Origin of the sequence: Sphingopyxis sp. BE235 (assembly GCF_031457175.1) — a bacterium.
In the GTDB taxonomy this organism is placed as follows: Bacteria; Pseudomonadota; Alphaproteobacteria; order Sphingomonadales; family Sphingomonadaceae; genus Sphingopyxis.
Genome location: NZ_JAVDWC010000004.1, coordinates 164,820 through 185,748 on the forward strand (window position 1 = coordinate 164,820; position 20,929 = coordinate 185,748).

Annotated in this window: 25 protein-coding genes; 10 read left to right on the top strand and 15 right to left on the bottom strand. The window is 66.1% G+C overall.

What is annotated here, in order from left to right; all coding sequences use genetic code 11:
• Positions 1-4 precede the first annotated feature (4 nt).
• Entirely contained in the window at positions 5-1,432 is a 1,428-nt protein-coding gene (xseA, locus tag J2X38_RS17135) for an exodeoxyribonuclease VII large subunit (protein ID WP_310255768.1), read from the bottom strand.
• Between xseA and purD the strand changes: the two genes are divergently transcribed.
• The 3 genes from purD (at position 1,431) to J2X38_RS17150 (ending at position 4,359) form a co-directional block, all read left to right on the top strand.
• Positions 1,431-2,708 (top strand): phosphoribosylamine--glycine ligase, encoded by a 1,278-nt coding sequence (gene purD, locus J2X38_RS17140; RefSeq protein ID WP_310255770.1) that lies wholly within the window; start codon positions 1,431-1,433, stop codon positions 2,706-2,708. The genes xseA and purD overlap by 2 nt on opposite strands.
• Before the next feature lie 146 nt (positions 2,709-2,854).
• Positions 2,855-3,682 (top strand): hypothetical protein, encoded by an 828-nt coding sequence (locus J2X38_RS17145; protein ID WP_310255772.1) that lies wholly within the window; start codon positions 2,855-2,857, stop codon positions 3,680-3,682.
• A 248-nt stretch (positions 3,683-3,930) separates the two neighbouring features.
• Positions 3,931-4,359, top strand: a complete 429-nt coding sequence (locus tag J2X38_RS17150; RefSeq protein ID WP_310255774.1) for a hypothetical protein — start codon at positions 3,931-3,933, stop codon at positions 4,357-4,359.
• A gap of 38 nt (positions 4,360-4,397) precedes the next feature.
• On the opposite strand, the gene J2X38_RS17155 is transcribed toward J2X38_RS17150, so the two are convergent.
• Positions 4,398-5,720, bottom strand: a complete 1,323-nt coding sequence (locus J2X38_RS17155; protein ID WP_310255776.1) for a hemolysin family protein — start codon at positions 5,718-5,720, stop codon at positions 4,398-4,400.
• 222 nt (positions 5,721-5,942) lie between these two features.
• Here J2X38_RS17155 and J2X38_RS17160 point away from each other — a divergent pair, with 222 nt between their 5' ends.
• On the top strand, positions 5,943-6,632 hold the full coding sequence (locus J2X38_RS17160; protein ID WP_310255778.1) for an OmpA family protein: 690 nt from the start codon (positions 5,943-5,945) through the stop codon (positions 6,630-6,632).
• A gap of 56 nt (positions 6,633-6,688) precedes the next feature.
• On the opposite strand, the gene J2X38_RS17165 is transcribed toward J2X38_RS17160, so the two are convergent.
• From J2X38_RS17165 to J2X38_RS17190, 6 genes are read right to left on the bottom strand one after another with little or no spacing between them, the layout of a single operon-like run.
• Entirely contained in the window at positions 6,689-7,318 is a 630-nt protein-coding gene (locus J2X38_RS17165) for a MarC family protein (RefSeq protein ID WP_037512727.1), read from the bottom strand.
• A complete protein-coding gene (locus J2X38_RS17170; protein WP_310255781.1) occupies positions 7,315-7,983 on the bottom strand; it encodes a hypothetical protein in 669 nt (222 codons plus the stop codon). The genes J2X38_RS17165 and J2X38_RS17170 overlap by 4 nt, the downstream gene beginning before the upstream one ends.
• A complete protein-coding gene (gene folD, locus J2X38_RS17175; protein WP_310255782.1) occupies positions 7,983-8,882 on the bottom strand; it encodes a bifunctional methylenetetrahydrofolate dehydrogenase/methenyltetrahydrofolate cyclohydrolase FolD in 900 nt (299 codons plus the stop codon). The genes J2X38_RS17170 and folD overlap by 1 nt, the downstream gene beginning before the upstream one ends.
• Before the next feature lie 5 nt (positions 8,883-8,887).
• Entirely contained in the window at positions 8,888-9,187 is a 300-nt protein-coding gene (locus tag J2X38_RS17180) for a YggT family protein (protein ID WP_310256090.1), read from the bottom strand.
• Positions 9,188-9,229: 42 nt separating this feature from the next.
• Entirely contained in the window at positions 9,230-10,138 is a 909-nt protein-coding gene (gene argB / locus J2X38_RS17185) for an acetylglutamate kinase (RefSeq protein ID WP_405053467.1), read from the bottom strand.
• Positions 10,135-10,782, bottom strand: a complete 648-nt coding sequence (locus J2X38_RS17190) for a queuosine precursor transporter (RefSeq protein WP_058539878.1) — start codon at positions 10,780-10,782, stop codon at positions 10,135-10,137. The genes argB and J2X38_RS17190 overlap by 4 nt, the downstream gene beginning before the upstream one ends.
• A 127-nt stretch (positions 10,783-10,909) precedes the next feature.
• Between J2X38_RS17190 and J2X38_RS17195 the strand changes: the two genes are divergently transcribed.
• The 3 genes from J2X38_RS17195 to J2X38_RS17205 all read left to right on the top strand — a co-directional run bounded on the left by J2X38_RS17195 (position 10,910) and on the right by J2X38_RS17205 (position 13,345).
• Entirely contained in the window at positions 10,910-12,265 is a 1,356-nt protein-coding gene (locus J2X38_RS17195; protein ID WP_310255784.1) for a nucleoside transporter C-terminal domain-containing protein, read from the top strand.
• Positions 12,266-12,384: 119 nt separating this feature from the next.
• Positions 12,385-13,014 carry a beta/gamma crystallin-related protein gene (locus tag J2X38_RS17200; protein ID WP_310255785.1) on the top strand — a complete coding sequence of 210 codons (630 nt, stop codon included), beginning with the start codon at positions 12,385-12,387 and terminating at the stop codon, positions 13,012-13,014.
• Between the two features lie 13 nt (positions 13,015-13,027).
• On the top strand, positions 13,028-13,345 hold the full coding sequence (locus J2X38_RS17205; protein WP_058539881.1) for an MliC family protein: 318 nt from the start codon (positions 13,028-13,030) through the stop codon (positions 13,343-13,345).
• A gap of 41 nt (positions 13,346-13,386) precedes the next feature.
• Here the strand turns inward: J2X38_RS17205 and J2X38_RS17210 are convergent, their stop codons facing one another.
• From J2X38_RS17210 to gluQRS, 7 genes are all read right to left on the bottom strand, one after another.
• Positions 13,387-13,875 carry a hypothetical protein gene (locus tag J2X38_RS17210; RefSeq protein WP_310255787.1) on the bottom strand — a complete coding sequence of 163 codons (489 nt, stop codon included), beginning with the start codon at positions 13,873-13,875 and terminating at the stop codon, positions 13,387-13,389.
• 167 nt (positions 13,876-14,042) lie between these two features.
• Positions 14,043-14,909 (bottom strand): 3-hydroxyacyl-CoA dehydrogenase NAD-binding domain-containing protein, encoded by an 867-nt coding sequence (locus tag J2X38_RS17215; RefSeq protein ID WP_310255789.1) that lies wholly within the window; start codon positions 14,907-14,909, stop codon positions 14,043-14,045.
• A gap of 70 nt (positions 14,910-14,979) precedes the next feature.
• The gene (egtD, locus tag J2X38_RS17220; protein WP_058539883.1) at positions 14,980-15,966 is read right to left on the bottom strand and encodes an L-histidine N(alpha)-methyltransferase; all 987 of its coding nucleotides are present in this window, start codon (positions 15,964-15,966) and stop codon (positions 14,980-14,982) included.
• A gap of 1 nt (position 15,967) precedes the next feature.
• A complete protein-coding gene (gene egtB / locus J2X38_RS17225) occupies positions 15,968-17,233 on the bottom strand; it encodes an ergothioneine biosynthesis protein EgtB (RefSeq protein ID WP_405053468.1) in 1,266 nt (421 codons plus the stop codon).
• Between the two features lie 181 nt (positions 17,234-17,414).
• Positions 17,415-17,996, bottom strand: a complete 582-nt coding sequence (locus J2X38_RS17230; RefSeq protein WP_310255791.1) for a cob(I)yrinic acid a,c-diamide adenosyltransferase — start codon at positions 17,994-17,996, stop codon at positions 17,415-17,417.
• A 10-nt stretch (positions 17,997-18,006) separates the two neighbouring features.
• On the bottom strand, positions 18,007-18,231 hold the full coding sequence (locus J2X38_RS17235; RefSeq protein WP_310255793.1) for an HIG1 domain-containing protein: 225 nt from the start codon (positions 18,229-18,231) through the stop codon (positions 18,007-18,009).
• A 9-nt stretch (positions 18,232-18,240) separates the two neighbouring features.
• On the bottom strand, positions 18,241-19,092 hold the full coding sequence (gene gluQRS, locus J2X38_RS17240; protein ID WP_310255795.1) for a tRNA glutamyl-Q(34) synthetase GluQRS: 852 nt from the start codon (positions 19,090-19,092) through the stop codon (positions 18,241-18,243).
• A gap of 170 nt (positions 19,093-19,262) precedes the next feature.
• Between gluQRS and J2X38_RS17245 the strand changes: the two genes are divergently transcribed.
• The 3 genes from J2X38_RS17245 to J2X38_RS17255 all read left to right on the top strand — a co-directional run bounded on the left by J2X38_RS17245 (position 19,263) and on the right by J2X38_RS17255 (position 20,884).
• A complete protein-coding gene (locus J2X38_RS17245) occupies positions 19,263-19,829 on the top strand; it encodes an HNH endonuclease (RefSeq protein WP_037512689.1) in 567 nt (188 codons plus the stop codon).
• Positions 19,830-19,912: 83 nt separating this feature from the next.
• Positions 19,913-20,338, top strand: coding sequence for a YbaY family lipoprotein (locus tag J2X38_RS17250; RefSeq protein WP_058539888.1), 426 nt, complete (start codon positions 19,913-19,915; stop codon positions 20,336-20,338).
• A gap of 99 nt (positions 20,339-20,437) precedes the next feature.
• The gene (locus J2X38_RS17255) at positions 20,438-20,884 is read left to right on the top strand and encodes a hypothetical protein (RefSeq protein WP_310255799.1); all 447 of its coding nucleotides are present in this window, start codon (positions 20,438-20,440) and stop codon (positions 20,882-20,884) included.
• The last annotated feature ends 45 nt before the right edge of the window (positions 20,885-20,929 follow it).

Sequence of the window (20,929 nt, forward strand, 5' to 3'; positions counted from 1 at the left end):
ATGCTCAGAAGAGCTCGCCCTGCCCCCGCCTGGGCTCCGCGGGCGGCGCCTTGCGCGCCGGCTTCGGCGTCGCAGGAGGCGACGCACCATCGCCGCCGACCGCGACCGGCACCTCGCCGTCGGCGAACTGCAGCTGCAGATGTCCGGCAGCGCGCGCCTTCGCCGCGGTCGTGACGATCGCGCCGCCGCCATCGCGCACCATCGCATAGCCGCGCGACAACAGCGCACGCGGGTCGAGGCTGTCGAGCAACCGCCCCAGCCCTTCGAGCAGCGCCCGGTCGCGGTCCCAGCGCCGCGCGAGCAGCGCGGGACGCAGCGCGGCCCCACGCGTCGCGAGCCGCTCCGAAATCACCGTCAGCCGGTGGCGCTGGCTGCGGTCGAGCCGGTCGCCGGCATCGTCGAGCCGCTGGCGCTGCGGCGCGTAGAGCGCGTCGCGCTTCGGCAGGTGGCGCGCGAGGGCGGTCAGCCGCTCGCTCGCCAGTGCCTGATGCCGGTTCGCCGCCCCGATGATTCGGCCGTTCCACGTTGCCAGCTGCGCCTGCAGCTCGGCGCGCACCGGAACCGCCATTTCGGCCGCCGCGGTCGGGGTCGGCGCGCGCACGTCGGCGGCATAATCGGCGAGCGTCACGTCGGTTTCATGACCCACGGCGCTGATCGTCGGGATGCGGCAATCGGCGATCGCGCGCACGACGACTTCCTCGTTGAACGCCCACAGATCCTCGATCGACCCGCCGCCGCGCGCGACGATGACCAGATCAGGACGCGGCACCGGTCCGCCGGGCGCGATCGCATCGAAGCCGCGGATGGCATTCGCGACCTGCGCCGCCGCTCCGTCGCCCTGCACCAGCACCGGCCACACGATCACATGCGTCGGGCAGCGATCGGCCAGCCGGTGGAGGATATCGCGGATCACCGCCCCGGTCGGCGAGGTCACGACGCCGATCGTGCGCGGCAGATAGGGAAGCCGGTCATATTTGCGCTCGCGGTCGAACAGCCCTTCGGCGCCGAGCCGAGCCTTGAGCTTTTCGAAGAGCAGCATCAGCGCGCCCTCGCCCGCGACCTCGAGCGTGTCGACGACGAGCTGATATTTCGACCGCCCCGGATAGGTGGTGAGCTTCCCCGTCGCGATCACCTCGATCCCGTCCTCGGGCCGGAACGCGAGGCGCGCCGCCTGCCCCTTCCACATCACCATGTCGATCAGCGCATTATCGTCCTTCAGCGCCGCATAAAAATGCCCCGACGCGGCGCGTTTCGTCCCCGACAATTCACCCCGCACGCGCACGCGCGCGAAGCCATCCTCGACGGTGCGCTTGATCGCCGCCGATAACTGGCTGACCGACAGCGCCGGTGCATTGTCGCCGGGCGCCGCCTCGGCTAACAGCCGCGCTTCGGTGCCATCGTCGGACGCCGTATCGGGAAAAGGGACTGACATGAATATCCTGCTGGTCGGATCGGGGGGCCGCGAACATGCGCTCAGCTGGCAGTTGGCACAATCGCCAAGCTGCGCCAAGCTCTATGCCGCACCGGGCAATCCGGGGATCGAGGCGCACGCCGAATGTGTCGCGATCGCCGCCGACGATCTCGATGGCCTGATCGCCTTCGTAAAGGCGCATACGATCGATTTCGTCGTCGTCGGCCCCGAAGCCCCGCTCGTCGCGGGCCTCGCCGACCGGCTGCGCGACCTGGGCGTCGCGGTCTTCGGCCCCGGCGCCGCCGCGGCGCGGCTCGAAGGGTCGAAGGGCTTCACCAAGGATCTCTGCGCCCGCGCTTCAATCCCGACCGCTGCCTATGTCCGCTGCACCTCCGCCGACGAAGCGCGCGCCGTGCTCGAAGGCTTTTCGATTCCCGTCGTAATCAAGGCCGACGGCCTCGCCGCGGGCAAGGGCGTGATCATCGCCGAAACAATCGAAGAAGCACAAGCCGCGATCGACGACATGTTCGACGGCGCGTTCGGCGGCGCGGGCGCCGAGGTGGTGATCGAGGAATTCATGACCGGCGAGGAGGCGAGCTTCTTCGCGCTCTCCGACGGCACCGACGTGATGGCGTTCGGCAGCGCGCAGGATCACAAGCGCGTCGGCGACGGCGACGTCGGGCCGAACACCGGCGGCATGGGCGCGTACAGCCCCGCCCCCGTGCTCACCCCCGATCTCGAAGCCCAGGTGATGGATCGCATCATCCGGCCGACCGTGGCGACGCTCGCCGCCGAGGGCACGCCCTATGTTGGCGTGCTGTTCGCGGGCCTCATGCTCACCACCGAAGGCCCCAAGCTGATCGAATATAACGCCCGCTTCGGCGATCCCGAATGCCAGGTGCTGATGATGCGCTACGTCGGCGACCTCGCCGCGCTGCTTTACGCCGCGTCGACCGGCGCGCTCGCGGGCGCCGCCCCGCCCGCCTTCGCCAGCGATTATGCGCTGACCGTCGTGATGGCGGCGAACGGCTACCCCGCCACCCCCGAAAAGGGCGGCGCGATCCACGGCATCGCCGACGCCGAAGCGGGCGGCGGGCGCGTCTTCCACGCCGGCACCGCGCGCGAGGGCGGCCAGATCGTCGCGGCGGGCGGGCGCGTGCTGGGCGTCACCGCGACGGGGCGCACCGTGACCGAGGCGCAGGCGCACGCCTATGCCGCCGTCGACAAGCTCGATTTCAAGACCGGCTTCTGCCGCCGCGATATCGGCTGGCGCGAGGTCGCGCGCGAAGCGAAGTGAACACTGACCTCGTCATTCCCGCGAAAGCGGTAACCCAGCGAGCCGACGTTGCAACTGCGTTCCCGCTTTCGCGGGAATGACGAATAAATATAGGTCGACCAAGTCCGTACGGCCGAATAGGCTATCCGCAACATTGGGAGAAGATCATGATTTGGCTTCAGGAAAACTGGATTATCGCGGTCGTCGGCCTCGTCATTGCCGTCGTGCTGCTGTGGTGGCTGTTCGGACGCGCGAAACCCGAAGACATCGCACCGACCGTCGTCGAACCGGCGAAGCCCGCGAAGCCGCTCGAACCGGTGAAGCCCGAAATCATCGCCGCCGAGCCCGCACGCTTCAAACCGATCGAACCGAAGCCCCAGCCCGTCGCGCCGGCGGCTCCGCCTCCCGCCCCTGAACCGGTCGCCAAGGCCGCTCCGTCGGCCCCCGAGCCTGCACCAGCTCCAAAGCCCGCACCCGTCGCTGAGCCGGTTGCCAAGGCCCAGCCCCCGGCGCCCAAACCTGCTGCGAAGCCAAAAGCCGCAGCGAAGCCTGCCGCGAAGAAAACCACAGCCAAGGAACCGGCGGCGAAGCCCGCCGCAAAGCCCGCGACAAAGACGGCAACCAAGCCCGCCGCCAAAAAGGCCGCCAAACCGGCGCCCGCCAAGGCAGTTGCTGCCATCCCCGAAGAACCGACCGTTCCGCCGCCACCCGCTGCGAAGCCCGCTCCGGCAAAGCCCAAAACCGGCCCCGACAATCTGCAACTGCTGAAGGGCGTCGGCCCCAAGCTCGCCGTGCTGCTGAACGGCCTCGGCGTCAGCAGCTTCCGGCAGATCGCCGACTGGACCGACGCCGACATCGCGCGGATCGATCCGCAGCTCGGCACCTTCCAGGGCCGCATCGCACGCGACAATATCGTCGATCAGGCAGGCTATCTCGCGCGCGGCGACAAAGCCGGGTTCGAGGCGAAATATGGGGCGCTGGGCGGGGAGCTATAAGGGCGCAACCGACCGCTAGCGGACCTTCTTCTCCCCTCCCGCTTGCGGGAGGGGTCGGGGGAGGGCCTGTGACGGTGCGATACCCTCCCCGCTGCGGCTAGCCAGCAAGCTGGCAAGCCTCGCTGCCCCTCCCGCAAGCGGGAGGGGTGATCAGCTCGCTGCTGTAATGGCCGCTTCCCACCCCGAAGCGGAAGCAGACCCGCAAAATTCGCTTTCCTACATTCCTACGCCATGCTCCAAACTGGCCGATGGAACCTACGCACCCACCCGCGCCGCTACTCGCCGGCACCTGCCTCGCCTTCCATCCCGTGCCGCAGCAACGCCGCCGCGCCGACGGCTGGACACCGACAACGCAGCAATGCTTCATCCGCGCGCTCGAAGCGATGGGCTCGGTCGGGCAGGCGGCGCGCGCCGTCGGCATGGGTCGCCGCTCCGCCTATCGGCTGCGCGACCGCCCCGGTGCGGAGAGCTTTGCGCAGGCATGGGATCGGGCGATCGCAATGGGCCGGATGCGGCAGTTCGACTATGCGATGGATCGCGCGCTCAACGGCATCACCACCGTCCGGGTGCTGCGCGGCGGTGCGATCGACGTGACCGGCGGCCCGGATATGGACATCGTCCATTCGGCGCTGCGCGAGGATGCGGCGCCGCTTAAGGCCACAAAGGACTCACTTTGAGCGCGCTCACGCGGGGCTTTTGTGGCCTTAAGCCACGCCTATTCGGCTTCGTCGTCCTTCGGCTTGCGCACCTCGGTCACCAGCAGCTTGTCGATCTTGCGCCCGTCCATATCGACGATCTCGAACCGCCAGCCCTTGTCGGTGAAACGCTCGCCTTCCTTGGGCAGATGCTTGAGGATCGCGAGCGCGTGGCCCGCCGCGGTCGCATAGTCGCGGTCGTCGCCAAGCTCGATGCCCAGCCGTTCGGCCATCTGGTCGGCGGGCATCGACCCCGCGATCAGCAGGCTGCCGTCTTCGCGTTCGACGACGAACGGCTCGCTGCCGATGTCCTGATCCGACGCGAATTCGCCGGCGATCGCGGCGAGCAGGTCGGCGGGGGTCACCAGCCCTTCGAAATGGCCATATTCGTCGTGGACGAACAGCATCGGCACATCAGCGGCGCGCAAGGCTTCGAGCGCGTCCATCGCGTCGATCTGGTCATGGATCACTTTGGCCGGCCGCATCAATTGCTCGAGGTCGAGCGTCTCGCCCTGGAACAGCGCTGCGGCGATGTCGCGCGCCTGCACGACACCGACGATATCGTCGACCGACCCGCGCGCGACGGGCAAACGGCTGTGCGGCGTTTCGACCAGCTTATCGCGCACCCCGCGCGCGTCGAGCGAGATATCGACCCAGTCGACGTCCTTGCGCGGCGTCATCACCTCGCGCACCGGCCGGTCGGCCAGGCGCACGACGCCCGAGATGATCGCGCGTTCGCTTTCCTCGATCACCCCCGATTTCGACGCCTCGGCGACGATCAGGTGCAATTCCTCGGCGGTCACGCGATCTTCCGATTCGCGTTTGAGCCCGAGCAGGCGAAAGACGAGCGCCGAGCTCGCGTCGAGCAACCCGACGAGCGGCGCGCCGATTTTCGACAACCAGTACATCGGCACCGCCACCGCGATCGCGATCCGTTCGGGCGCCCGCAGCGCGAACTGCTTGGGCACCAGCTCGCCCGCGATCAGCGAAAAATAGGTGGTGAGCGCGATGACGGCGGCAAAACCCGCCGCCTCGGCCGTTTCGGCTTCGAGGCCCAGCCAGGCCGAAAGCCGGTCGGCGACGGGTTGCCCAAGGCTCGCGCCCGAATAGGCGCCGGTCAGCACGCCGATCAGCGTGATGCCGACCTGCACCGTCGACAGGAAGCGCCCGGGATCGGAGGCGAGCTGGCGCGCGATCTTCGCGCCGCGGCTGCCGCGCTTCTCGGCCGCCTGCAATCGCGGGTCGCGCGACGAGACGATGGCCAGTTCGGACATGGCGAAAACGCCGTTGAGGAGGACGAGGACCGCGATGATCGCCACATCGGACCAGGGGAAGGGGGTCATTGGGCGCTCGTACGGCGCATCGGCGCCCGGCCCCTGTCAGCTTCGGTCATGTCCGCCCTATAAGCGAAAGGCGGCGCATTGCACAATGGCGCACACCTGAATGCCCTGCTCAGTCGGCGTTCAGGCGAATTTTGGAACCAGATCGCCAGCCATATGTTATCGGCAAGGAAGGGCGGCATGCAAAGGACGCGAGGCATCCGCCGGATAAAGGGAGCGAAAAAGATGAACAGCAGGACGATCAAGCTCACCATAATGACCAGCATCGGCGCGATCGCGCTGACCGGCTGCGTCACCGATCCGGTGACCGGCGAGCGCAAGATCTCGAAGGCCGCGATCGGCGGCGTCGGCGGCGCTCTGGGCGGCTATCTGCTCGGCGACCTGATCGGCGGGCGCAACAGCCGCACCGAGGAAATCGTCGGCGCGGGCATCGGCGCGGTCGCCGGCGCGGGCGTCGGCTATTATATGGACCAGCAGGAAAAGAAGCTGCGCGAACGCACCGCGGGCACCGGGATCGATGTCGAGCGTCAGGGCGACCAGCTCGTGCTCAACATGCCCGGCGACGTGACCTTCGACCTCAACAGCGCGATGGTAAAATCGCAGTTCCGCAGCGCGCTCGACAGCGTCGCGTCGACGCTCGCCGAATATCCGAGCACCTATATCGACGTCTATGGCCACACCGATTCGACGGGCAGCGACAGCTATAATCAGGGCCTGTCCGAACGCCGCGCCGCGTCGGTCGCCGACTATCTGGGCGGCCGCGGCATCCAGCGTGCGCGCATGGCGACGCTCGGCTACGGCGAATCGCAGCTCAAATGCTCGCCCGAACGCGGCGAGGCCGATTATCAGTGCAACCGCCGCGTCGAAATCCGTATCGCGCCGGTCACCCAGAACGACGTCAACGCGGCGCAATAATCCAGTTCCATTCCCGTGGAAAAGAAAGGGCGTCGCCGAAAGGCGGCGCCCCTTTTTTATCCGAGGCTCGGGAAGCTCGCCTTCAGCCCGTCGATCACGAATTGCGCCGCAAGCGCCGCAAGCAGCACACCGAGCAGGCGCGTAATCACCGCCTCGCCCTTGTTGCCGATCAGCCGCATCAGCGGCCCCGCCGAAAGCAGCGCGGCGAGCGTCAGCAGAAGCACGAGCAGCAGCGCGCCAAAGATCACGAAAGCGCGGTCGAGCCCGCTGTTTTGCGACACGAGCAGCATCACCGACGCGATCGACCCCGGACCGGCTAGCATCGGCATCGCCATCGGGAACACCGACACATCCTCGATCTCGGGGGTCGCCATCACCTTCTCGGCGCGCTGTTCGCGGCGTTCGGTGCGCTTTTCGAACACCATGTCGATCGCGATGATGAACAGCATGATCCCGCCCGCGATACGAAAACTGTCGAGATCGATGTGAAGAAAGCTCAGCAGCGCTTCGCCGAACATCGCGAAGAAAACGAGGATCAGCCCGGCGATCACCGTCGCGCGGATCGCCATCGAACGCCGCTGCGCCGCGCTCGCCCCCGTCGTCAGGCTGGCATAAATCGGCGCGCAGCCCGGCGGGTCGATGACGACGAACAGCGTCACGAACGCCGAGATGAAAAGGTCGATCATGGCTGCTTCGGCGCCGCGACCTGATCGTCGATGACGGTCGCCATGGCCTTGCCGTCCCATAGGCGGATCGTGACGCGGCGCGACTTATCGGCGCGGACGGTCGACGTCCAGCTCAGTGTCTGGTCGGGCGACAGGCCGACAGTCCTATCGTCACCCTCGCCGCCCGCCTCGACCGCTACCGCAGGGCGTGAACCGCAGACCGCCTGTTTCGACGCGATGAAATCGGGGGCTTCGCGCGGGGTCGCCAGCGTATCGCCATGGTCGAGGGTCCAGGCGAGCTTGCCCTTCTTGGGGTCGCGCAGCCAGACCGTCGTGAAATATCCGTTCGCCGGCCCCTTCTGCCACGCGCCGGTGGTGACGCCGACATTGCCGTCGCAGCTGGTATAGACCGCGTGCGGCTGCCACTTCACCGCCTCGGCGGGGTCCTTCTGCGACTTCAGCCAATTGCGCGCATTGACGCGCTGCGGCACGAACATCACCGCTTCGGGCGCCGCGGTTTCGCGAAACGCCGTCCACTGGCCCTTTTCCTGCGCGAGCCGCGAAAAACCGATTTCGGCGGCGATGAAGGCACTGGGGTTCGCCGCGAGCGGGTCGCGTTGGCGTGCGATCGCAGCGCCGCCCGCTATCACCGAAAGGGAAATAGCCGCGATGGCCAGACGGCGCATCAAAAACCCTCCGGATCGGCAAGCCCGGCGCGGCGGTGCGCGGCGACGAGCGTGTTGCGCAGCAGGCACGCGATGGTCATCGGGCCGACGCCGCCGGGCACCGGGGTGATCGCATCGGCAACCGCAGCGACGCCGTCATAATCGACGTCGCCGACGAGCCGGCCTTTCGCGGCGCCGCCGACGGGCGGCAGGCGGTTGATGCCGACATCGATCACGACCGCGCCGGGCTTGATCCAGTCGCCCTTCACCATTTCGGCGCGGCCGACCGCGGCAACGACGATATCGGCGCGGCGCACGAGCGCGGGCAAATCCTTCGTCCGGCTGTGCGCCATCGTAACCGTGCAATTGGCGCCGAGCAGCAACTGCCCCATCGGCTTACCGACGAGGATCGAGCGCCCGACGACGATCGCATCCTTGCCCGACAGGTCGCCGAGCCGGTCCTGAAGCAGCAGCAAGCAGCCATAGGGCGTGCACGGCACCATTCCGGCGATGCCGAGCGCGAGGCGCCCGGCGCTTACCGGTGTCAGTCCGTCGACATCCTTGTCGGGATCGATCGTCGCGACCGCCGCCTGTTCGTCGAGATGGCCGGGCAGCGGCAATTGCAACAGGATGCCGTCGACGGCATCGTCGGAATTGAGCTGGCGCAGCAAGGCTTCGACTTCGGCCTGCGACGCGGTCGCGGGCAGCCGATGCTCGAAGCTTCCCATGCCCGCGGCGATCGTCGCCTTGCCTTTCGACCCGACATAGACCGCGCTCGCCGGATCATCGCCGACGAGTACGACCGCGAGACCGGGCGCGCGGCCCGTCGCGGCCTTGAAAGCCGGGACCGCATCGGCAATCCGCGCCCGCAGGCCGGCGGCGAAAGCTTTGCCGTCGATGACGCTCGCATCGGATTGCATCAGGTTCACATCCCTACCGGGCAGGTAGCCATGCCTTCGGCGTATCTCAAAACCGGGCCGTCAATAATGATGACCAAGATAAGTACCAGCATTGGTGTCAGATCGAGCCCACCAAAATCAGGCATAATACGGCGGAACGGCCTGTAGAGCGGCTCCGTAATCCGGTCGAGAACCGTCCATATCTGGGCGACGAATTGATTGTGGGTGTTGATAACGTTGAAGGCAATCAGCCACGACATCACCGCTTGAGCGATGATGAAATACCAGATGACATTCAATATGATATGCAAAATATCAATGAGCATACAGATCAAGGCACTATTCTCCTGTGGCCATGCGCATGTCTCTTAGCGGTGAATGAGCGTCCCCGCACCCCTCGCGGTGAAAATTTCCAGCAGCATCGCGTGCGGAATGCGCCCGTCGAGGATGACCGCCGCCTCGACCCCGGCGTCGACCGCGGCGACGCACGTCTCGACCTTGGGAATCATGCCCCCGGTGATCGTCCCGTCGGCTTTCAGCGTATCGATCGCCGGGCGGTCGAGGTCGGTGAGCAGCGCCCCCGACTTGTCGAGTACCCCGGCAACGTCGGTGAGCAGGAAGAAGCGCTTTGCGCCCAGCGCACCCGCGATCGCGCCCGCCATCGTGTCGGCGTTGATATTATAGGTTGCGCCATCGGCGCCGAGCGCGACGGGCGCGACGATCGGGATGAAATTGTCCTTCGTCAGATTGACGAGGATCGTCGGATCGACCGCGACGGGTTCGCCGACGAAGCCCAGGTCGACATGCCGCTCGATCCCCGAATTGGGGTCGGGCTCGGTGCGCGTGACCTTTTCGGCGAGCACGAGATTCGCGTCCTTGCCCGAAATCCCGACCGCACGGCCCCCAAGCGCCGCGATCCAGCTGACGATTTCCTTGTTGATCTTGCCCGCGAGCACCATCTCCGCAACCTCGGCGGTCGCTGCGTCGGTGACGCGCAGCCCGCCGACAAAAGTCGATTCGATCCCGAGCTGCTTGAGCATCGCGCCGATCTGCGGCCCGCCACCATGGACGACGACGGGGTTGATCCCGACCGCTTTCAGCAACACGACATCCTCGGCGAAGTCGCGCTGCGCTTCGGGATCGCCCATCGCATGGCCGCCATATTTGATCACGAAGGTCTCGCCGGCATAGCGCTGCAGATAGGGCAGCGCCTCGACCAGCGTTTCGGCCTTGGCGAGCAGGTCGGGCATTTTCGAGGGATCGGTCATCGACATCATCCGCCGTTCTTCGCATCAAGGTGGCGGCCCAGCGCCACCACCGCCATCACCAGCAACGGCACCATTACCGCCGACAGCACGACCTTGGCGATCATCTGGCCGAGCATCAGGTCGCCGATCGGGCGGACCCCATAGAAGCTGACGGTGATGAAGATCAACGTATCGATGATCTGACTAAGCGCCGCGGCAACAAAACCGCGCAGTGGCAATAGGCGGCCGTTGTTCGCGGTCATCCGCGCAAAGAGCCAGACGTTGAGGCTGACCGACACGCCATAAGCGAGGATTCCCGCCGCCATCATGCGCCATCCCTGGCCGACGATGATCGGGAAAGCCTCCTTCGCGGGCTCGTACATGCCCGCATCGGTCGGTAATTGCAGCACGAACACCGTTAGGACGATCGCGAGGATCAGCGGAATGAAGCCCAGCCGCACCAGCCTGTCGGCCACGACACGCCCGTGCAGTTCGGCGATCCCGCTCGAGATCGCGATCAGCGTCAAAAAGGGGAAAATCCCGGCCTCGACCGCCAGCGGGCCAAGCGCGACCTGCTTTGCCCCCAGGAAACCGCCGAGCGGAACCATGCCGCCGTAGAGGATCGCGAACAGCAGCAACGAAGGCGCGATCACGCGCGAAGAGCTATTTTCCATCGAGGCCGCTTAATCGCTTTTGCGGGTGCTGGAAAGTCCGAGAAACACGGCTCGACGCGCGGCCCTTGCCCCATTGTCAAAGCCCGTTAGACAGGCGCATTAAACTTGCGGGGGACGCACTTACATCATGGAACGCCTGATCGGTCTGCTCGGCATCGTCGCATTGCTTGCGATTGCCGTGCTTTTTTCGTCGAACCGTCGCTGGATTCGCCTGCGCATCGTCATCCCCGCCTTCCTGCTCCAGGCCGGCTTCGCGGTGCTCGTCATCGGCACCCCATGGGGCCGCGCGGTGATCCAGGCGATGTCGAACGGCGTGTCGAACCTCTTGAGCTATGCCGACGAGGGCACCCGGTTCCTCTTCGGCGACGTGCTGACGCAGGCGCCCTATGGCAAGGCGGTGTTCGCGATCGGCGCGCTGCCCGTCATCATCTTCTTCGCCTCGCTGATCTCGGTGCTTTATTATCTCGGAATCATGCAGCTGATCATCAAATGGGTCGGCGGCGCGATCCAGAAGGTCACCGGCATCACCAAGGTCGAAAGCCTCGGCGCCGCGGCGAACATCTTTGTCGGTCAGTCCGAATCGCCGCTCGTCATCCGCCCCTATCTCGCCGGGCTGACCCCGCCGCAGCTGTTCTCGGTGATGACGGTCGGCATGGCGGGGGTCGCGGGCACGATTCTCGGCGCCTATGCCGGAATGATCGGCCCGCATCTCCTCCCCTATCTGCTTGCCGCCAGCTTCATGTCGGCGCCCGGCGGCATTTTGATGGCCAAGATCATGATGCCCGACGATCCCAAGGACATCGGCATCGAACCGGTGGTCATGCCCGAGGCAAGTCATGACGAGGAAAAGCCCGCCAACATCATCATGGCGGCGGCGCAGGGCGCACAGACCGGCGTCAGGCTCGCGGTCGCGGTCGGCGCGATGGTGATGGCGTTCGTCGCGCTCGTCGCGCTCGCCAACGGCCTGCTTGCGGGCATCGGCAGCTGGTTCAGCATCGACGGCCTGTCGTTCCAGGCGGTCATCGGCACGATCTTCCGCCCCGTCATGTGGCTGATGGGCGTGCCGTGGGAGGAAAGCGCGACGGTCGGCGGGCTCTTCGGCAGCAAGGTCGTGCTCAACGAATTCGTCGCCTTCATCGACCTCGGCAGGGCGCAGGGCGACATGTCGGCGGCGGCGGTCGCGATCGCGACCTTTGCGCTTTGCGGTTTCGCCAATTTCAGCTCGATCGCGATCCAGATGGCGGTGACCGGCGGACTTGCCCCAAACCAGCGTCCGATGATCGCCAAGCTGGGGCTGAAGGCGCTGCTCGCGGGCAGCCTGTCGAACCTGATGTCGGCGGCGCTTGCGGGACTGATGCTCGGTGTCGCTCCGCCGCTCGCCGCGCCGCCGCCGACCGCGCCCGTGACGGCGGCACCCACCAAGGCCACGTCGACGACCACGCCGAAAAGCACCCCGGCAACCGAACCCGCCAAGGCACCCTGATCTGCGTGCCGTAACGTAACCGCCCCGGGCGATTGGGGAAATTTGCAAGCCGCCAGCGAATGGCGTAAACTTGGGCAAATAACAAATCCCGGGTCGCGTTCGCAAAATGGGAGGCTGTCATGAAAACCGCGTATCGTTTGTCGATCCTTGCCGCGGCTGCGGCGTCGATAGGGGCGGGTTTCCTCGCCACATCCTATGCCCAGACGGCCGAGACCGAACGCTACCGCGCCGATCGCCCGCCCGAAGCGACGATCTATCGCGACGCCGGCTATCGCGGCCCCGCGGTGTTCATCGGCGAGGAAAAGCCAAACCTCGGCCTCGCCTGGCCGGTCAATTCGATCCGTGTCCCGAACGGACGCTGGGAATTGTGCGAAAGGACGCGCTACCGCGGCAATTGCCGGACGGTCGATCGCGACACGCCGATGCTCAACAATGTCCTGCGCGGCCTCACCATCCAGTCGATCCGCCCGGTTGGCGGCGGTGGCGGGGGCGGCGGCTGGAACCCGAATCCGCCCGCCAACGACCAGGTAGCGCGAGGCAATTTTGCCGAATTCCACACCCAGCCCGCAGAGCGCAACTATCGCGTGCTCGCCTGCGCGCGCGGATCGGCGACCGCCAATTGCGCGGCGCAGGCCGCCGATAGCTGGTGCCGTTCGATCGGCTGGAACGGGTCGGCGCGCGAGCATATGGAAACGATCAGCGGGCGGGTCTACCTCGCCGACGTGCTGTGCGTGCGTTCGGGCTACTAAGGGGGAAACAGATATGAAGGCAACGGCTCTTGTCGCGGCGGGCGCCGCGATCCTCGCGCTTGCGGCCTGTTCGTCGGTGCCCCGCCAAACCGGAACCGCCTATGAATGCGACCGCGGCACCCGGCTGAACGTCAACTATGTCGGTGACGGCGCGATCGTGCGCGTCAACGGTGGGCAGACGATGGTGCTCAAATCGACGCCGGCGAACAGCGGCCAGATTTACGAGAACAAGAACGGCGCGCGACTGCACCGGCAGGGCAATGGCGTGACGTGGAACACCGCGCTGCGTTCGGCGCCCGAAAGCTGCCGCGCGATCGCGACGCCGCTGTAAAGCTCGAAAAGCGGTCGCCTACGGCGGGCCGCTTTTCGTCGTCACGGCCGGGCGGGTGCCTTGCAACCGCGCTCAAGCCCGACGCCTTTCAGGAAACCGCGGCGCACCGTTCCGGCATAGACCGCGAGCGCGTAGCGCCGCCGTTCGGCGTTCGCGCCGGTGACCTCGGCGATCAACCCGCGAAAGGGAATAATCCCACCCGCCACCGTACCGGCGACGCGGCCGGCGGTTTCTTCGCGCTTCTTGGCCAGACTCTTGTCGACCTGTTCGTTGACGTCGGCGCCGAGAACCTCGTTAAGCTCGCCAACCTCGCGGATGATCGCGGCGCATTTTCCCAGGCCGGCGAGTGAATAGGGGTCGTGCTGAATCGCCAGGAGCTTGGGAGGGATTTCCTTGCCGTCGAACGGTTCGGTCACCGAATTGGCGGTGTCCTTGATCGTCGAATCTTCGGGCGCGCCCTGCTGGGCGTGCGCATGGAAAGGCAGGACAAAAGCGGCGGCGGTCAGGCTCGTCAACAAAATGCGGCGCATGATCATTCCCCTCGGTTGCCCGGCCCGGATTGCCGCACCCATTCGACGCGCGGAAAAACGTCGGCTCCACTGTCCGGCGGCTGTACCACCCTACCGCGGACGCATCATCCTGTGCAACGACGCGTCGATCGTCCAGTCATAAACGGGAGCAACGTCGGTTACCGGCGTTATCGCGTCGGCACGGGCTCCGGCCCCGTCCAGTCATAGAAGCCGCGACCCGCCTTTTTCCCGACCCAGCCGGCGTCGACATATTGGACGAGCAACGGCGCGGGGCGGAATTTCGGATCGCCGGTGCCGCTGTAGAGCACACGAATGATTTCGAGGCAGGTGTCGAGTCCGATGAAGTCGGCGAGCGTGATCGGGCCCATCGGATGGTTGAGGCCCAAACGACAACCAGCGTCGATATCCTGCATCGTCGCAACGCCTTCGCCAAGCGCGAACACCGCTTCGTTGATCATCGGCATCAGCACGCGGTTGACGATGAAGCCCGGCGCATCATTGGCGTGGACGATTTCCTTGCCGAGACCGCGGCCAAAGGCTTCGACCTTTGCGAGCGTGTCGTCGCTGGTCGCGAGGCCGCGGATCAGTTCGATCAACCCCATCACCGGGACCGGATTGAAGAAATGGACGCCGATGAAGCGCGCCGGGTCGGGTGCGGCCTGCGCCAGCCGCGTGATCGGGATCGAGCTGGTGTTGCTGGCGAGGATCGCGGTCGCCGACAGATGTTGGCCAACACTCGCGAAGATCGCGCGCTTGATCTCTTCGCGCTCGGTCGCCGCCTCGATCACGAGGTCGGCGGGGGCGAAGGCGCTGTGGTCGGCGACGGGGGTGATGCGGGCGAGCAGCGCGTCGGCGTCCGCCTGCGTCATCTTCTCCTTGGCGACGAGGCGGCCAAGCGCCTTGGCGATCCCCGCCTTGCCCGCTTCGGCGCGCGCGAGGTCGATGTCGGAGAGCAGCACATCATGCCCGGCACCCGCCGACACCTGCGCAATGCCCGCGCCCATTTGTCCCGCACCGATAACGCCGACGATCATATGCTGCCCTTTTCGCTGAAAACCGTGCCTGTGCCCCTACGGCTTCGGCCCCGTGCGTCAAGAGCGCGCGTCAGGGAGCGGAGCGGAAAGCGGTCGCTTCGGCGAGGATCAGGGCAAAGGCGGGATCGGCGTCGTCCCAGGTTGCGATCGGCGTCCAACCCGACGCGCGCAAAAGCAGGTTCGCGTCGCGCGCGCCGTATTTGTGGCTGTTCTCGCTGTGGATCGTCTCGCCCTTCGCCATCGTATAGCCGCGGCCGTCGACGGTGAACTCGATGTCGCACGCCGCAACGAGATGCATTTCGATGCGCGCATGGACATCGTCCCACACGGCTCGATGGGCGAAATTCTCGACCGGAATGTTGCCGCCGAGCTCGCGGTTGATCCGTTCGAGCAGGTTGAGGTTGAACGCCGCAGTCACGCCGGCCGGATCGTCATAGGCCAGCTCGAGCGTCGCCACATCCTTGATCCGGTCGATACCGATGAGGAGGAGCGACGCTTCGCCGAGCGCGCAGCGCCAGTTGCGCAAAAGGTCGATCGCGGTGCGCGCGACCATGTTGCCGATCGTGCTGCCCGGAAAAAAACCGAGCTTGGGCACGTCGGCGATTTCGTCGGGCATCGTCACACGCTGGGTGAAGTCGGCCTCGACCGGATAAATCGGCAGCCCCGGAAAGCGTATCGCGAGCGCCTCCGCACTATCGCGCAGGAAGTCGCCCGAAATATCGACGGGCACATAAGCGGCGGGCGCGATCGCATCGAGCAACAGCGGCGTCTTCGTCGAACTGCCCGAGCCGAGTTCGACGACCGCACGGCCCGGACCGATCGCGGCCGCGATGTCGGCGGCGTGGCGGGTGAGCATGTCGGTTTCGCTGCGCGTCGGATAATATTCGGGGAGCGCGGTGATATCCTCGAACAGCGCCGAGCCGGTCGCGTCGTAGAACCAGCGCGCGGGGATCGCCTTCGGCTGCTGACTGAGGCCGGCATGGACGTCGGCGCGAAAGGCTACATCAACGCCCGCGTCGTCGGCCGCAACTTGCCTGAGATTGCGCACAACGCCCATGTCAAAGATCCTTGGCTAACCGCACGCCGGTGAATTGCCAGCGCTGGTGGGGGTAGAAGAAATTGCGGTAGGAGGCCCGCAGATGGCCGCGCGGGGTCGCGCAGCTGCCGCCGCGGAGTACGAACTGGCCGCTCATGAACTTGCCATTATATTCGCCGACCGCGCCGGGTGCGGCGCGGAAGCCGGGATAGGGGCGATAGGCGCTGCCGGTCCATTCCCACACGCTGCCGAACATCTGTTGCAGATCGGCGTCGCCGGCGGCGGGAACAGGCTGCACCGGTCGGGCGGCGTCGAGTTGCTGGCCGCCGTTCGGGTCGAACGACGACGCCGCAGCCTCCCATTCCTGTTCGGTCGGGAGGCGCGCGCCCGCCCAGCTCGCGAAGGCGTCGGCCTCGAAGAAGCTGATGTGCGTCACCGGCGCGGCGGGGTCGATATCCTGCCAGCCCGACAGGGTGAAGGTCTGGCCGTCCTGCCAATAGGCCGGCGCCTCGATGTCCTCGGCGCGCACCCACGCCCAGCCGTCGCTGAGCCAGAGCGAGGGGGTATGATAGCCGCCATCGGCGATGAATTCCTGCCATTCGCCATTGCTCACCGGGCGGCTGGCGAGCGCGTGCGGGGTCAGCAGCACGTCGTGGCGCGGGCCTTCGCAGTCGAAGGCGAAGCCAGTGCCCGCATGGCCGACCTTCGCCACGCCATCCGCACCCTTGATCCATTTCATCGCGGAAAACTGCGCAACTTCACTCGCGATTCGCGTTTCCCACACGGCAGGTCCGAGCGGATTCTGCGCGAAGAGATGCTTGAGGTCGGTGAGCAGCAATTCCTGATGCTGCTGCTCGTGATGGATGCCGAGGTCGACGAGCGTCAGCGCACTCGCCGGGAGATCGGGCAGTGCGGTCTGGACCGCGGCATCGACATGCGCGCGCCAGACGCGCACCTCGTCGAGCGACGGGCGCGTCAGCAGGCCGCGATGCGGGCGCGCATGGCGCGGCCCTTCGGCCTCATAATAGCTATTGAAGAGAAAGGGATAGCGGGTGTCGAAGAGCGTATAGCCCGGAACATGGTCGCGCAGAATGAAGGTTTCGAAGAACCAGCTCATGTGCGCGAGGTGCCATTTGGCGGGCGAAGCGTCGGGCATCGACTGTGCGCTCGCGTCGGCATCGGACAGCGTTGCGACGAGATCGAGCGACAGGCGGCGCGTCGCGACGAAGCGCCGCATCAGCTCTTCCAGCGGATCGGTACGATTTTGGGCGTCGGTGCGGCTGGCCATGGTGAGACAATCCCCGGGGGTGCGATTCGGTTTCGCTGCGTGCCCGATTATGGTTACGCCGTGATGGAATGTCTAGGAACATTTAGGGAACATGCATTCGTCGCCCCCGCGAAAGCGGGGGCCGCCATCAGCCTTGCGCTACCTCTCCAGCGGCCCCCGCCTTCGCGGGGGCGACGATATCTTAGCGCGTCGCGCCGGGTTTCCAGAGAATATCGCCACCCGCCGCGGCGTTGATGTGCCGCGTGAGCACGAAGAGATGGTCCGACAGGCGGTTGAGATAGTTGAGCGCGATCGGGTTGAGGTCGCGCGCCGCGCCCGCCGCGACGGCGGCGCGTTCGGCGCGGCGCGTCACCGCGCGCGCGAGGTGGAGTCGCGCCGCGGCTTCGGTGCCGCCGGGCAGGATGAAGCTTTTGAGTGCATCGAGCGCGTCGTTCATGCGGTCGATCTCGTCCTCGAGCCGCGCGATCTGGCTCGGCACCATGCGCAGCGCCATTTCGTGCGGGCCGAAGCCGAACTGGATGTCGGGCGGGGTCGCAAGGTCGGCGCCGAGGTCGAACATCTCGTTCTGGATCCGCGCAAGCATAGCGGCTTCGTCGCTCGCCGGATCGAGCGCCGCGGCGGCGATGCCGATCGCGCTGTTCGCCTCGTCGACGTCGCCGATCGCCGCCATCAGCGCGTCCGATTTGGCGACGCGCGATCCGTCGACGAGCCCCGTCGTGCCGTCGTCGCCGGTCCGCGTGTAGATCTTGTTGAGCTTGACCATGCGCCCCGGCCTATTTGCCCGCGGCGAACAGGCCGATCAGCACGAGGAGGATGATCGTGATCGCCTGCCACTTCACGCGCGCCATCATCATCTTGTTCTGCATCACCTGATTCTCATGGACCGTACCGTCCATCTGGGCTTTGTGCCCTTGCGAGAAATAGAAGAGCCCCCGCGCGAGCGAGAAGAGGACGAAGCCGGCGGCAATAACGACGCCAAGGATGAGCAGGATTTCCATAACCCCAATCTAGGGATTTTGCAGCGAATAGCCAGCGGGAAGCCGCCCTGCGGCCAAATCGGCGGCGAGTGCGCGCCCGCCGATCCCGGCCGCACGGAGCGAGGCGAGCGACGCCGCGGCGTCACGCTTCGCCAGCCTTTTGCCATCGGGGCCGCAGACGAGCGCGTGGTGGCGATAAAGCGGGGTCGGCAGATCGAGCAGCGCCTGGAGCAGCCGGTGGACGTCGGTCGAGGCGATCAGATCGGCGCCGCGGATGACGTGCGTCACCCCCATCGCGGCGTCGTCGAGCGTGCTCGCGAGATGATAGCTCGCCGGGGCGTCCTTGCGCGCGAGGACGATATCCCCGTGCGCCGCCGGATCGGCGGACCGAAGCCCCTGCCCCGCCTCTTCCCATTGCAGATCGCCACTTTCGGCAAGCGCACGCGCGGTGTCGAGGCGCCAGCAATGCGGTTCGTCCGCGAGGCGGCGTGTCCGCTCGGTTTCGGACAAGCCCCGGCAGGTGCCGGGGTAGATCGCGCCGGATGGCCCATGCGGCGCCGACAGGCTCGCCGCGATATCGGCGCGGGTGCAAAAACAGGGATAGACGAGGCCGCGCGCGCGCAGAGTGTCGAGCGCGGCGGCATAGGCGCCGAGACGCGCCGACTGGCGCACCGGATCGCCGTCCCAGTCGATCCCGAGCCAGGCGAGGTCGGCGAGCGAGGCGCCGACAAATGACTCGCGCGAGCGGCTGCCGTCGATATCGTCGATGCGGATCAGGAACTTCCCGCCCGCGCGCCGCGCCGCGTCATGCGCGAGCACCGCGCTATAGGCGTGGCCGAGGTGGAGTTCGCCGGTCGGGCTGGGGGCGAAGCGGGTCAGCATGCGGCGCCGTCCGGGTCTAGATACTGTGCCTCTGCCCCGTTGGACATTCCATATCTTGCGGCACATCGCCTCTTGACGTGCGAATCATATGCGTGATGTAATGATGCTGTCACCCGGGACTGGCAGTGGCGCGCCATCCCGCGCAGTATAGGGGGCAGCGTAGCGTAGCCATGTTTCATCCCGATCTCGCCCGGCATCCCGATTCCTGTCCGGCCCTTGTTCTCAATGCAGACTATACGCCGCTCAGCTATTACCCCTTGAGCCTGTGGCCCTGGCAGACGGCGGTCAAGGCGGTTTTCCTCGACCGCGTCACCATCGTCGAAAATTACGAACGCGAGATTCATTCGCCGACGAAGACGATGCCGATCCCCAGCGTCATCGCGCTCCGCCAATATGTGAAGCCGTCGCAGCATCCGGCGTTCACGCGCTTCAACCTGTTCCTGCGCGACCGGTTTTCGTGCCAATATTGTGGGTCGGGAAAGGATCTGACCTTCGACCATGTCGTGCCGCGCCGACTGGGCGGGCGGACGACGTGGGAAAATGTCGCGACCGCGTGCGCGCCGTGCAACCTCAAAAAAGGCGGCCGCACCCCGCAACAGGCGCATATGCCGATCTATCGGCAGCCCTGGCGCCCGACGAGCTGGCAGCTGCAGGACAATGGGCGGGCGTTCCCGCCGAACTATCTGCACACCAGCTGGATCGACTGGCTGTATTGGGATGTCGAGCTGGAAGGCTGAACGGCGCATGGGCGGGCGCGACAGCGTGGGTTCACCTCGATGGCATTAGGCGGCCGCCAACCATCGAAAAAAGGAGAAACATCATGGTTCGCATCGCTCGCTTGCTCGCCGTTGGCATGGTCACCGCACCTTTGCTCGCCGCGTGCGCGACAGTCCCGCCCGCCGAACAGCCCGTGTCGGTGACCGGCAGCATCACCTATCGCGAGCGCATCGCGCTGCCGCCGACCGCGCAGGTCGAAGTTACGTTGAGCGATGTCAGCCTGATGGACGCCCCGTCGAAGACGATCGCGCAGCAATCGTTCACCGCCGACGGCCGCCAGGTGCCTTTCGCCTTTTCGCTGACCGTCGACCAGCGCCAGCTCGACCCGCGCCACAGCTATGCCGTCGCGGCACGCATCACCGACGCGTCGGGGAAGCTGATGTTCATCACCGACACGCGCAATAGCGTTACGTTCGACGGGCGGCGCACAGTCGATATGGGGACGCTCAACCTCGTGAAAACGCGTTGATTCCCACCCTGCTGGACGGCCATCCTGAAACTTGATAGCCACTCCGGCGGCAATCGCCGCGCGGGGGGCGCAGGCGGGGCCGGCAAGGGGGAGGATAGCATGGCCTATCAAGGCGGCATCGGCGGCACGTTCAAGAATCTGTGGTCGCCCGACCTGACGACACGCGCGGGGGCGCTCAGTGCAGCCCAGACTGCATCAACGGCACTGACCATCGTCGCGACACTCAGTGTTTTGAGGCTGTGGTTTTCCGTGGGCACCGACAATCTTGTGCGGCTCATTGGCGACGCGAACCCGATGATCCTGATAGCGGTAGCTCACATCGTCCTGATGTTCGTCGCAGCGGCGCTGCTTCGCCAGGGCCGCGGGATTATCGTCGGAATTCTTGCCACATTATTATATTTTCTCAGCACGATCCTGAATGGAACGCCCACCTCATGGATCGTTGGCGCGGTTCTACTCGGCGCGATGGTCGGCGGAGTGCGCGGAGCCATCGCGCTAAAACGAGGCGAGGGATTTTCGGACGACGTCTACGAGACCTTTGCCTAACGCCTGTTGCTCCACGAGCCATGGAGAACGCGCAATAGTGTTACT